This window comes from Streptomyces sp. TSRI0107 (assembly GCF_001905845.1).
Classification (GTDB): Bacteria; Actinomycetota; Actinomycetes; order Streptomycetales; family Streptomycetaceae; genus Streptomyces.
In genome coordinates this window covers 498,474-510,183 of sequence record NZ_LIVZ01000003.1, presented here as the reverse complement: position 1 = coordinate 510,183, position 11,710 = coordinate 498,474, and the positions used below count along the sequence as shown (strand labels likewise).

The 11,710-nt window shown below is 72.0% G+C and carries 14 protein-coding genes; 6 read left to right on the top strand and 8 right to left on the bottom strand.

From position 1 onward, the window contains the following. Nucleotides 1-73: 73 nt before the first annotated feature. Entirely contained in the window at nt 74-1,804 is a 1,731-nt protein-coding gene (locus AMK31_RS09230; RefSeq protein WP_241842592.1) for a hypothetical protein, read from the bottom strand. 580 nt (nt 1,805-2,384) lie between these two features. Between AMK31_RS09230 and AMK31_RS09225 the strand changes: the two genes are divergently transcribed. Beyond that, nucleotides 2,385-2,849 (top strand): pyridoxamine 5'-phosphate oxidase family protein, encoded by a 465-nt coding sequence (locus tag AMK31_RS09225; protein WP_073939896.1) that lies wholly within the window; start codon nt 2,385-2,387, stop codon nt 2,847-2,849. Between the two features lie 77 nt (nt 2,850-2,926). Next, nucleotides 2,927-3,319 carry a VOC family protein gene (locus AMK31_RS09220; RefSeq protein WP_073939895.1) on the top strand — a complete coding sequence of 131 codons (393 nt, stop codon included), beginning with the start codon at nt 2,927-2,929 and terminating at the stop codon, nt 3,317-3,319. Between the two features lie 73 nt (nt 3,320-3,392). Here the strand turns inward: AMK31_RS09220 and AMK31_RS09215 are convergent, their stop codons facing one another. Next, nucleotides 3,393-3,695, bottom strand: a complete 303-nt coding sequence (locus tag AMK31_RS09215) for a DUF4235 domain-containing protein (protein WP_073939894.1) — start codon at nt 3,693-3,695, stop codon at nt 3,393-3,395. Nucleotides 3,696-3,739: 44 nt separating this feature from the next. Then, complete coding sequence (locus AMK31_RS09210; RefSeq protein WP_073939893.1) at nt 3,740-4,759, bottom strand: glutathione S-transferase family protein; 1,020 nt, start codon at nt 4,757-4,759, stop codon at nt 3,740-3,742. A 199-nt stretch (nt 4,760-4,958) separates the two neighbouring features. Between AMK31_RS09210 and AMK31_RS09205 the strand changes: the two genes are divergently transcribed. After that, complete coding sequence (locus AMK31_RS09205; protein ID WP_073939892.1) at nt 4,959-5,876, top strand: cation diffusion facilitator family transporter; 918 nt, start codon at nt 4,959-4,961, stop codon at nt 5,874-5,876. Between the two features lie 85 nt (nt 5,877-5,961). On the opposite strand, the gene AMK31_RS09200 is transcribed toward AMK31_RS09205, so the two are convergent. Further along, the gene (locus tag AMK31_RS09200) at nt 5,962-6,405 is read right to left on the bottom strand and encodes a nitroreductase family deazaflavin-dependent oxidoreductase (protein WP_073939891.1); all 444 of its coding nucleotides are present in this window, start codon (nt 6,403-6,405) and stop codon (nt 5,962-5,964) included. A 107-nt stretch (nt 6,406-6,512) separates the two neighbouring features. Then, nucleotides 6,513-7,082 (bottom strand): TetR/AcrR family transcriptional regulator, encoded by a 570-nt coding sequence (locus AMK31_RS09195; protein WP_073939890.1) that lies wholly within the window; start codon nt 7,080-7,082, stop codon nt 6,513-6,515. A 106-nt stretch (nt 7,083-7,188) separates the two neighbouring features. On the opposite strand from AMK31_RS09195, the gene AMK31_RS09190 reads away from it, so the two are divergent. Together AMK31_RS09190 and AMK31_RS09185 are read left to right on the top strand one after the other, a co-directional pair. Further along, nucleotides 7,189-7,647 (top strand): nuclear transport factor 2 family protein, encoded by a 459-nt coding sequence (locus AMK31_RS09190; RefSeq protein ID WP_073939889.1) that lies wholly within the window; start codon nt 7,189-7,191, stop codon nt 7,645-7,647. Between the two features lie 41 nt (nt 7,648-7,688). Then, the gene (locus AMK31_RS09185; RefSeq protein WP_073939888.1) at nt 7,689-8,210 is read left to right on the top strand and encodes a flavoprotein; all 522 of its coding nucleotides are present in this window, start codon (nt 7,689-7,691) and stop codon (nt 8,208-8,210) included. A 69-nt stretch (nt 8,211-8,279) separates the two neighbouring features. Here AMK31_RS09185 and AMK31_RS09180 read toward each other — a convergent pair whose 3' ends face one another. Both AMK31_RS09180 and AMK31_RS09175 read right to left on the bottom strand, forming a co-directional pair. Then, the gene (locus AMK31_RS09180; protein WP_073939887.1) at nt 8,280-9,284 is read right to left on the bottom strand and encodes a HEAT repeat domain-containing protein; all 1,005 of its coding nucleotides are present in this window, start codon (nt 9,282-9,284) and stop codon (nt 8,280-8,282) included. 6 nt (nt 9,285-9,290) lie between these two features. Further along, nucleotides 9,291-9,959 (bottom strand): HEAT repeat domain-containing protein, encoded by a 669-nt coding sequence (locus AMK31_RS09175; RefSeq protein ID WP_073939886.1) that lies wholly within the window; start codon nt 9,957-9,959, stop codon nt 9,291-9,293. A gap of 76 nt (nt 9,960-10,035) precedes the next feature. On the opposite strand from AMK31_RS09175, the gene AMK31_RS09170 reads away from it, so the two are divergent. Beyond that, nucleotides 10,036-11,004: an aldo/keto reductase gene (locus AMK31_RS09170; RefSeq protein WP_073939885.1), complete on the top strand. Its 969-nt coding sequence runs from the start codon at nt 10,036-10,038 to the stop codon at nt 11,002-11,004. A gap of 11 nt (nt 11,005-11,015) precedes the next feature. Here the strand turns inward: AMK31_RS09170 and AMK31_RS09165 are convergent, their stop codons facing one another. Then, the gene (locus AMK31_RS09165) at nt 11,016-11,660 is read right to left on the bottom strand and encodes a DUF4232 domain-containing protein (protein ID WP_073939884.1); all 645 of its coding nucleotides are present in this window, start codon (nt 11,658-11,660) and stop codon (nt 11,016-11,018) included. Nucleotides 11,661-11,710: the final 50 nt, after the last annotated feature.

Genomic DNA, 11,710 nt, shown 5'->3' with positions numbered 1-11,710 from the left:
GACGCCGCTGCCCGGCGGGATCACCCGGCCGGGCAGCGGCGTCATCTGCGATTCCGGAAAAAGGACCGAGGCGTCAGCCGTCGAGCCAGTCGCCCGCGAGGTCCGAGGGACGGTATCCGGTCGCGTTCCAGAGGAAATGCGGGTGGGCGCAGCCGAACATGTAGGCGAGCAGTGCGGTGTCCTCCCTCCCGGTCTCAGGGTCGTGCAGGGCGTAGAAGAACTCGGATCCGACCGCGCCGGAGTCCTGCTGGACATCACGGGCGCGGGCCGTGGACGGTGTGCCCCTGGAGGCCTCCACGGCGGCGATGTACGTGCGGCGCAGGATCTCCCAGGTGCTGTCGGTGTTGCCGTGCCAGGGGCCGTGCAGCGCCTCGAAGGCGTGGAGCTCGGCGTCGAAGAGGGCCCATGTCCCGGGGAACTGGTCTCGGCAGCGTGCGGACAGCTCGGCGGTCCGGGCGCTCAGCGCCGGTGCGCTGGGCCGCGGGGCGATGGTGAGGGTGGTGCCGTGGGTGAGGATGCCGGTGCACGCGTTGGGCTGCAGGTCGCACAGCGGGCAGTCCTGGGCCGGGGGAAGGCCCTGGGTGATGCCGTCGAACCACAGGGCGTGACGGCCCGTGAGCCCCAGCCAGACGATGGTGCTGGGCATCAGCCAGGTGTTCCACATCGGGGTGTGCGACTCGGGCATGCAGCCGTACTTGACCATGGCGATGGCGCAGGCGGCGTAGAGGGCCTTGGTGTGGGTGGGCATGTCGGCGAGCCAGAAGTTGCTGATCTCGCCGGTGAGGGCGTCGGCCCGTACGTCGACCATGTCGTCGATGACGCGGCACAGCAGCAGCGAGGCGAGGTGTTCCTCCTGCCAGAGTTCGGTGTCGGGTGAGACGTGCCAGAACAGGCAGTCCATCATCTGCAGGAGTGAGTAGCTGCTCTGGTCGAGCGGGTTGGTCTGGGGGAGTGTGACGCTGCCCGCGTGGTGCTGCTGGAGCCAGAACTCGTCCGCGGATCGCTTGTGGGCCGCGTAGAGTCCGCAGACCAGGGCCCGTGCGGTGTTGGTGCTGAAACTCTCGGCCAGGCGGCCTTCGATGAGCTGGGTGAGCCGCGTGGTGTCGATGGTGTCGATCACGCGTTTGTACTCGTGGAAGAGCAGGATGTCGTCCTCGAAGCGGTGGCGGTAGCCGAGGTCGCGCTCGAGGTCGTTCATCTGCCGGGCCAGCACCCATCCACCGGTCAGCACGCTGTCGAGTTCCCGGTGGTACGGCCAGGTCTTGACGGTGAGGGGACGGCCGGCGCTCTGCCGCCAGTCGTAGTCGGCCGGCGTGCGCGCGAGGGGCGTGGGCAGCCGACGGCACAGAGGGCAGGCGCAGGCGGTTTCCCGCTCCTCCTCGCGCGGCGGGGTGAGCGCCCGGCTCCGCCAGGCTCCCTCCAGCATCTCGCAGGTCAGCCGGCAGACCTCGACATCGGTGCCGACCTGGGGGAAGGCTGCTTCGATCACACGCAGGCTGGCATCGAGCCGTCTCAACCTGGCGTTGCCCTCCTCGTCGGGCGGGACGAACGCGTGCGGCGCCGCGCCGAGGACTCCCCGCACCTGCAGCGTGGTGCCGGCACGGGGGGATCCGAATGCGTCCAGCCGCTGCTGAGCGGCGTCCCCGCAATCTCGGTACTCGTCCGTGCACCCCTTGATGTGCCGCGCGAAGAGGCCGGCCAGGGCGCTCCCCGCCTCCGCCGGCCGGGACCGGTCGCCCGGCTGCGCCGGGATCAGGCTGTCGGTGGATATCTCCGTCCCACCGCCCACGACTCGAGATTTCACACCGGTCTCCCTTCAAGCTCTGGTCCTGGCAGCGAATCGACCGGCCGTGTCGGCCGGTCGTGTCCGAGAAGCTTCCGTGCATTCCGCGATGGCCTCGCCGAACAGCCGGACCCACGTTTCGGGGGACGTGGCACGAGGTCTCCCCGCCGTGCGGACGGGCGGCCGCACGGCCGCCCGCTCACTCGAACTCACCTTCTCGATGCGTAAGTTGAATCGAAAAGCGCTACCAGGCTGCCCAGAGCGTAAATGATCTACGCCTGACCGGATCGTGATCTCGGTTACTGCTCAGGCCCCCTGAGCTGCGTACACTTGCGCGCCCCCGGCGTAAGTGACAGCTACACGCGTCTCCGCGATCGGTGTCGGCCGCCGGTTGGCCTCCGTCAGGTCGGACATGAAACCGAACGCGAACTCAATAGGTCAACCGTGTTGTCGTTCGGCCGCACCCTGCCCGGCAGCTCTGGACCTGCTGCTCAGCGCCGCCGCGGCTAGGCTGGGGGAAGTCCGGTCCCGGGCGGGAGACCCCGACGGCCGCACCGGACCACCGTCCGTCAACAGCGCCTCATGAGGAGGACGTTCGCCGATGACTCAGCCCACCCCGCGCACCGCCGAGCAGCGCAAGCAGGACACCCTGCACCGGCTCGACCAGGACGTGGACGTCTGGGTCGCCACCGCCGACGGTGAGCACGGGCTGCCGTACCTCGTCCCGCTCTCCTTCCTCTGGGACGGCGCGACCCTGCTGCTCGCCACCCCCGCCGACAGCCCCACCGGACGCAACCTCGCCACCACCGGCGTGGTGCGGCTCGGCATCGGGCCCACCCGGGACGTGGTGATGGTGGAAGGGCGCGTCCAGGTCGTGCCGCCCGCCGAACTGTCCGAGGAGGAGGGGGAGTTGTTCGCCGGGAAGACCGGCTTCGACCCGCGCCGCCTCGCCACCCCGTACCTCTACTTCCGGGTCCTGCCGCAGCGGATCCAGGCCTGGCGGGAGGCCAACGAACTCGACGGGCGGGAGCTGATGCGGGACGGGCGGTGGCTGGTGGCCGACTGAATCCACGTGGGCGGGATAACCGCAAGGAAGAGGGCACGGGGCGGACCGCCCCACGCCCCGTACCTTGCGGAGGAGACATGCCACTGGTCAACGCGGGCGTGCTGGTGCTCGACTGTGCCGAGCCCGACGAACTCGCCGCGTTCTACAAGGAGCTGCTGGAGGCGGAGGAGACGGAGGCGACCGCCAACCGGGTCGAGATCCGCAGCCCCGACGGAACGCGGCTGGCGTTCCGCCGCGACATGAACGCCACCCCGCCGAGCTGGCCGCGCCCCGAGAACTCCCTCCAGGCGCACCTGGAGTTCGTGGTCGACGACCTCGACGCGGCCGAACGCCGGGTGGTCTCCCTCGGCGGCCGCCCGACCGACGCGAAGGACCCCGCCGCCCGCTCCGAGTACCGCGGCTGCACCGACCCCGCGGGCCACTCCTTCACCCTCCGCCGCTCGACACCTCCGGGCCCCAAGCACGGGTAGACCACATCGGCCCGGACCTTGTCGCACGGTGAGGCGGTCCGCCCGGCCCCTCGGCCGGGCGGACCACAGAGGCTCAGTCCCGGCCGCCCTTGCTCTTGGCCGGCCACACTCCCGTCGTCCTGGCGATGGCCTTCGCGCCGGTCCGGTCGACCGCGCTGCGGACGGCGGCGAAGATGGCGCCCTGGATCGCGGCGGCCACCAGGATCTCGCCCCAGCCGCGGTCCGGGTCCAGCGCGTCGGGCGCGTCCTCCTCGTCCCGCAGCGCCATCCAGACCCTGCGGAACACCAGACTCGCCAGCATGCCGCCCGACCAGCCCAGCGCCCAGCCGACCGGCTGGTACACGGCCGGCAGCTTCCGCTTCTTGCTCTTGCCCACCTGGATCTCCTCGCTCCTCGTACTACGGCGTCGAAACGCGTCGGTCACGGCCGGCCCGCGGTCGGCACCTCCTCGCCGGCCCGCACCGGCCCGGGCGGTGTCCCGTCCCCGAACGGCCGCCCGCCCAGCTGCTCGCGGTGATGCGCGGTCAGCCAGCCGGACAGGTCCGGCCCGAGGGGCACGATCCGGGTCGGATTGATACCGGTGTGCACCTCGTAGTAGTGCCGTTTGATGTGGTCGAAGTCGACGGTGTCGCCGAAACCGGGCGTCTGGAACAGGTCCCGCGCGTACGCCCACAGCACCGGGTGCTCCGCCAGCTTCCACCGGTTGCACTTGAAGTGGCCGTGGTAGACGGCGTCGAACCGCACCAGCGTGGTGAACAGCCGGATGTCCGCCTCGGTGATGCTGTCGCCGACCAGATAGCGCTGCCGGGACAGCCGTTCGCCCAGCGTCTCCAGCCGGCGGAAGACACCGGCGCAGGCGGCCTCGTACTCCGCCTGACCCGTGGCGAAACCCGCCCGGTACACCCCGTTGTTGACGTCCTCGTAGACCCCGGCCATCACCTCGTCGATCTCGTCCCGCAGCTGCTCCGGGTACAGATCCGGTGCTCCTTCCCGGTGCAGGGCCGTCCACTCGCCGGCGAAGTCCAGGGTGATCCGCTGGTAGTCGTTGGTGACCAGCTTCCCGGTGGGGACGTCGACGATCGCGGGGACGCTGACCCCGCCCGGGTAGCCGGTCTCCCGCCGGTCGTAGGCCTCGCTCAGGAAGCGGATGCCGAGCACGGGGTCGCGGCCGTCCGGATCGAGGGTGAAGCGCCAGCTGCGGTCGTCCTGGACCGGGTCGGCGATCGCCAGGGACAGCGCGGCCTCCAGACCCAGCAGCCGCCGGGAGATCACCGCGCGGCTCGCCCACGGGCAGGCGCGGCTGACCACCAGACGGTAGCGGGCGGCCGCCACCGGCCAGCCGTCCCGGCCGTCCGCGGTGATCCGGTCCGCGAAGTGGCTCTTCGACCGCTTGAACGTCTTCCGGCCGTAGGCGCTGTTGCCGTCGCCTGCGCCGCGCATGCCTGGCTCCTCTCGGGTGCGGGTCCTGCCGACGAGTTCCCGAGTTCCCCGGTTCACGCCGTCCGCACGGTGTGATCCCGGCGGCACCGGGCAGTCGGCGGAAGTGAGCGGGACATCATCGAACGCGGACGGAAAGCAGAAGACTGCACACCACATCGAGGACAGCGGGCGGGAGGCGGACCGCAGGACCCGGGTCACCGTGCTGGTGGCGCTGGCGGCCAATCTGGTCATCGCGGCCGCCAAGACGATCGGCGGGCTGATCGCCGGTTCACCGGCCCTGCTGTCGGAGGCGGCCCATTCGGTCGCCGACAGTCTCAACGAGGTCTTCCTCCTCGCCGCCCTGCGCCGCAGCCGCCGCCCCGCCGACCGCCGCCACCCCTTCGGCTACGGCAAGGAGCGGTTCTTCTGGTCGCTGCTCGCGGCCGTCGGCATCTTCGTCATGGGCGGCTGCTTCTCCGTCTTCCAGGGCGTGGAAGCACTCACCAAGGGCACCGAGGAGCGGCTGGGCGGCTATGTGGCCGGCCTGGTCGTGCTCGGCGTGGCGCTGCTCGCCGAGGGCGCCTCGCTGCTGCGGGCACTGCACCAGCTGCGCCGGCAGGGCGTCGCGGACGGCCTGCGCGACCCCGCGCTGCGCACGGTGGTCGCCGAGGACGGCACGGCGGTGCTCGGGGTGACGCTCGCCATCGCCGGGATGGCGCTGCACATGGCGACCGGGCAGGTGGTGTGGGAGGCGTCCGCGTCCCTCGCGATCGGCGCGCTGCTGGTGTACGTCGCCTACCGGCTGGGCCGGGACGCCCGCGACCAGCTGATAGGGGAGGCCGCCGACGCCGAGGCGAGCGGCCGGATCCGGTCGCTGCTGCGGGCGCAGCCGGAGATCGACAGCGTGGAGGCGCTGTTCACCATGAAGACGGGGATCGACTCGCTGCTCGTCGCGGCGCGGATCGACCTGGTACCGGGCCTGGACAGCGAGCTCGTGGAGGAGGTGGCCGTGCGGATCAAGCGCTCGATCGGCCGTACCGTCCCCGAGGCGGACCAGATCTTCCTCGATGTGACCGACCGGCCCGCGCAGGAGGCAGGGGAGAGCCCCGCCGCGACGGGGGAGCGCGGCGGGGCCTGACGTGCGGGTGCCCGGTGTGAGGCGGTTCATGCACGCCGGGCGGGAAATACTTCCGGGGCGGGGCGGGCGGCGTACGCCGTCCCGCTCAGCCGGTCGGTTCGAGCACGAACACCGGGATCACGCGGTCGGTCTTCTTCTGGTAGTCGGCGTACGGCGGGTACGCGGCGACGGCCCGCTCCCACCATTCGTCCTTCTCCGCGCCGGTGACCTCACGGGCCGTCATGTCCTGCTTGTCCGGGCCGTCCTGGAGCTCCACATGGGGGTTGGCCTTGACGTTGTGGTACCAGACCGGGTGCTTGGGGGCGCCGCCCAGGGAGGCGACGACGGCGTAACGGCCCTCGTGCTCGACGCGCATCACCGGCGTCTTGCGGATCTTGCCGCTCCGGGCGCCGAGGGTGGTCAGCAGCACCACCGGCATCCCGGTGTCCATCAGGGTCGTGCCCTTCGTCCCGCCGGAGCTCTCGTACAGCTCCACCTGCTCGCGCACCCACTGCTCCGGGCTGGGTTCGTATTCGCCCTCAAGAGGCATGTCGTCCGTCCCCTCTTCGACTTCGCCCGTCCACTGGCGTGGCCGGGCCGGTTAGCGTGACAGTCCAACATCAGGAGTCGTACGAATCTTCCACGCCGCCTGCGCGCTCACTCCTTCGTGTCCTGGGAGGCGGCTCCGAGGAGCAGCCGGGCGGCCTCGCGTGCCTCGGCGGCCGGTGCGGTGCTCCCGGTGATGCCGGCCGTGACCATGGCGCCCTCGGCCAGCAGGAACAGCGGTCCGGCGAGCGCGGCGGGCAGCCCCGCGTCCGCGACCAGTGAGGCCAGGAAGTCCCGGAACGCCGCCTTGTGCGCCCGGACCCGTTCGGCCACGCGCTCCGAGGTGGCCCCCAGTTCGCCGTACGCGTTGATCCACGCGCAGCCCCGGAAGCCGGGCTCGGCGAACCAGTCCTCCAGCCGGTCGAACACCGCGAGGACGCGCCGCCGCGGATCCTCGTGCCGGGCGACGTGCTCGGCGAGCCGGCCCCGCCAGCGCACGTCGCGCCGCTCCAGGTAGGCGTCGACGAGCTGCTCCTTCGCGGGGAACAGCTGGTACAGCCGCTTGAGGGAGACCCCGGACGCGCTCCGGATGTCGTCCATGCCGACCGACTGCACGCCGCGCGCGTAGAACAGCTCCTCAGCCGCGTCCAGTGCCCGCTCCCGGGCGACCGCGCTGTCCATGAGCCACCTCTTCCGGGCCTCTCCTTGACGGGAGAACGAGCGTTCTCCTACGGTAGCAGCCTCGCGGAGAACGATCGTTCTCCCGCTGCGTCGGAGGGAGCCGACCATGACGACCCGCCCGCCCCTGCCGCCCTTCACCCGCGAGACCGCCACGCGGAAGGTCCAGGCCGCGGAGGACGCCTGGAACACCCGCGACCCGCACCGGGTGGCGCTCGCCTACTCGGAGGACTCGGTGTGGCGCAACCGCGGCACCTTCCTCACCGGCCGCGCCGCGATCGTCGGGTTCCTGACCGCCAAGTGGGCGCGGGAACGGGAGTACGCGCTGCGCAAGGACCTCTGGGCCTTCGACGGCAACCGCATCGCGGTCCGCTTCCAGTACGAGTCGCGCGACGCCGACGGGCAGTGGTGGCGGTCGTACGGCAACGAACTGTGGGAGTTCGACGAGCAGGGGCTCATGACCCGGCGGGAGGCGAGCATCGACGACGTGCGCATCGAGGAGCACGAGCGCCGCATCCACGGCCCGCGCCCCACCGCCGAGCACGGGCGGACCTTCCCCCTTCGCTAGGAAGCCCGTTCAGCAGGAAGCCCGTTCAGTAGGGTGCCCGCGTGACCCAACAGGCCGGAAAACCCTTCCTCTACGTCGTCGTCTGCGCCGCCGGGATCGCCGAGGGGGTCGGCGAACTGATCGCCGCCGCCCAGCGGCGGGGCTGGGAGGTCGGCGTCATAGCCACCCCCGTCGCCATGAACGGCTTCTTCGACACCGCCGCCGTCGAGGCCGCCACGGGCCGCCCCATCCGCTCGGCTTGGCGCACCCCCGGCGAGCCCCGGCCCTTCCCGCCCCCGGACGCGGTGGTGGTCGCGCCCGCCACCTTCAACACGGTCAACAAGTGGGCGGCGGGACTGGCCGACACCCTCGCCGTGGCAACCCTCTGCGAGGCCACCGGCCTCGGCGTCCCCGTCGCCGCCCTGCCCCGCGTCGGCGCCGCCCTCGCCGCCCACCCCGCCTACCAGGACAGCCTGACCCGGCTGCGCGCCATGGGCGTCCGCTTCGGCGAGCCCTGCTCCGGCGAGGACCGGGAGTCGGCGGAGTTCCCCTGGGAACAGGCGCTGGACCTGGTCGAGCGGTAGGACACGCCGGCGGCACGGCACCCGGCACCACCCCGGCGTGAACCCGCGGAGTCACAGCGCTCCGACCCGTCACCCCGCCTTGCGCAGCTCGAGAAGGTAGGCCGCGGTGAGCGCGACGGCACGGTCCTCGTCCTGGGACAGATCCGCGAGGGCACGCGTCGTCGTGCTCCCCGGGATGTCCGCGAGCGCCTGCGTCAGCCGTCGGCGTGCGGACGCCTCACCGGCGGTGCGGGCGAGGCGGTCGGTGAGCCCGGTGGCGATCCGGTCCGCCAAGGCGGGATCAGCCGCCAGCGCCCCGAGCGCGTCGGCCGCGTCCACGTCGTTCGCCTCCTCGACGATCATGTCGATGAGCGTCGGAATCGCGTCGGCCACCCCGCGCGCCCCGAGCGCCAGAGCCGCGCGTCTGCGGACCACGACGTCGGCGTCCGAGAGCGCGTCCCGCAGCAGGCCGGTCGCCTCACCGCCCGGGAAATCGGCGATGGACTGGACGGCACGCGCGCGCACCTCGACCGCCGGTGCGCCCAGGCCCTGCGCCAGCAGGGCGAGTACGCCGTCGCCCGACTGCGCCAGAGCCCATCGAAGGGCGCCGGCGACGTTCGGGTCGCTCTCGCTCAACACCGCCTCGACCAGGGCCTCCGCGGGCACCGCAACCCCTTCGACCGAGGACAGCGCCGCGCGCTGGCGCTTCCCGGCGCTGTCCGACCCCAGCGCCTGCAGGAGCGCGACGATCTGCAGGACGTCCTCCCAGTCGGCGGGTTCCGCGGCACCGATCCGGCGGAGCCGCGTGAGCAGTCCCGTCTCGGCCGCGATGCGCTCCCGCGTCTGGCGCACGAGGTCGTCGACGAGCTCCGACGGCTTGAAGCCGGGATCGTCCAGAGCGCGTCGGACCTCACGCAGCGACAGCCCCAGCGACCGCAGGCTCTCGACGTGGAAGATCCGCCGGATGTCGTCGCCGGAGTACTCGCGATACCCGCCCCGGGTACGGCCTGTCGGCCGCACCAGTCCCAGCGACTCGTAGTGCCTGAGCATGCGGGCGCTGACCCCGGACCGTCGTGCCACGTCACCGATCAACACTGCCTGTCACTCCTCCTGGCCGTTCGTGCCCAGGACCACGATGCGCTTCGCCTCCTCGATCGCGAACTCGAATCCGGCATCCGGGTCGCGCGACAACCGTTCCGTGGCGATCGCGTGCTCGCGCACCCCGGGATCGGGGTCCGCCATCGCGGCCCGCAGCACCGGCACGGCCGCCGCACCGAGCGCGATCAGCGCCCGGCTCAGGCTCAGCCGCGTCGGACGCCCGCCGCGCCCGAGCTGCGTCGCCAGCACTTCCGCCAACTCGGTTTCCTCACCTTCCGGCACCAGCGCGACCGCCGCCCGCCAGGCGCTCCGCGCCACCTCGTCGTCGGCGTCGGTCAGCAGCGCCCGCGTGATCGCCGGCCACGCCCGCCGGTCCCCGACCTTGGACAACGTGTGCAGGGCCTGGCTCCGCGCCTGCGGACGCCGCGAGCGGAGCTCTTCGACGAGCCTGGGGACCGTGGTCGACGAGGAGTGACGGGTGAGCGCCCAGGTGAGCATCTCACGCACCTGGAACTCGGGCTCGACCGCGCACCGTTCGACGAGCTTGCCGACGAACCCGGGGTCCGGGGCGGTGCCGACCGCCAGCGCGGCCCGCAGCCGCACCGACGAGCTGTCGTGCTCCAGACCTTGGAGGATTCGCATGGTGTTCGTGGCCTCGTTCGGCATGATCATGGGACCACCTCCTTGGCCGCAGTGAAGGCCTTGTCACTGTGTCAAGGTCAAGACCCCGAAGGCAGGAGCAGCCACCATGCAGTATGTGAAGCTCGGTTCGACGGGCCTGGACGTGTCGCGGATCTGTCTGGGCTGTATGACGTACGGCCTTCCCGACCGGGGCGTGCACGAGTGGACCCTCGACGAGGAGGCGTCCCGGCCGCTGATCCGGCAGGCGCTGGAAGCCGGGATCACCTTCTTCGACACCGCCAACGTGTACTCGGACGGCACCAGCGAGGAGATCGTCGGGCGGGCGCTGCGCGACTTCGCGCGCCGCGACGAGATCGTGCTCGCCACCAAGGTGCACGGCCGGATGCGGCCCGGTCCGAACGGCGCGGGCCTGTCCCGCAAGGCCGTCATGACCGAGATCGACAACAGCCTCGCCCGCCTCGGCACCGACTACGTCGACCTCTACCAGATCCACCGCTTCGACCCGCAGACCCCGGTCGAGGAGACCATGGAGGCCCTGCACGACCTGGTGAAGGCGGGCAAGGTCCGCTACATCGGGGCGAGTTCGATGTACGCCTGGCAGTTCGCCAAGATGCAGTACACCGCCGAGCGGCACGGCTGGACCCGGTTCGTGACCATGCAGAACCACTACAACCTCCTCTACCGCGAGGAGGAGCGCGAGATGCTGCCGCTCTGCGCGGACCAGGGCGTCGGCGTGCTGCCGTGGAGCCCGCTGGCCCGCGGCCGGCTCACCCGCGACTGGGGCACCGTCACCGAGCGCAGCTCACGCGACAACTTCGGCAGCACCCTCTACCAGGAGGGCGACCACGCCATCGTGGACGCCGTCGGCCGCATCGCCGCCGGGCGCGGCGTCCCCCGCGCCCGGGTGGCGCTCGCCTGGCTGCTGCACCAGGACACCGTGACGGCACCGATCATCGGCGCCGCCAAGCCGCAGCACATCGAGGACGCCGTGGCCGCGGTGGAACTCGAGCTGACCGAGAAGGAGATCGAGGAACTGGAGAGCCCCTACACCCCGCACCCGATCGCCGGGCACTGACGGGGCGCGCCTCAGGGTGCCGTCCCCGCCCGGACCACCGTCAGGGACACCGACGACTCGTTCCCGCCCACCGGCACCTCACCGGCCGTCCAAGGCACCCTCAGCGGCTCCCGCTCGTCCGGCGGGGTGACCAGGAGCGCGGCGGGGGTCGCCGTCCGGGCCCCGCTGATCTCGGGGTTCGCGTACGACAGGCCGGCCCGGGCCCCTTGGCCCGGCGCCAGCCTGACGCGCGTGGGCGTCTCCGGCACGCGCTCCGGATCCGGACCCAGCTGCCTCCCGGACGCGTCGACGAAGGCGGCGCCCGGGAAGCCGAACAGGGTGCAGGGGCGCTCGGAGACGTTGGTCAGGACGATCGGATGGTTCTCCTGGCCCGCGCCGGGATCGTTGCGGCCGACGGACGCGCGCAGTTCGGAGGTGTGGCAGCGGGTGCCGCCGGGGGAGGGGGCGGGGGAGACTTCCGACGCCGTCGGTGTCGCCGGGCTGGACGGGGCCGCCGGGGTCACCGAGGGGCTGCCGCTCGCGGCGGCCGGCGCGCCCGCCGTACCGCCGGCCGTACCGCCCGCCGCGCCGCTGCCGCCGCACGCGGTCAGCAGGACCGGTGCGGCCAGCGCGACGGCGAGCGCCGCGCGGCGGGGGAACGGGGAAAGAGACGCCATGGCCCTCACCACTCCCGGAGGTTCGCCGATGCGTGCCTGAGGGAACCGGT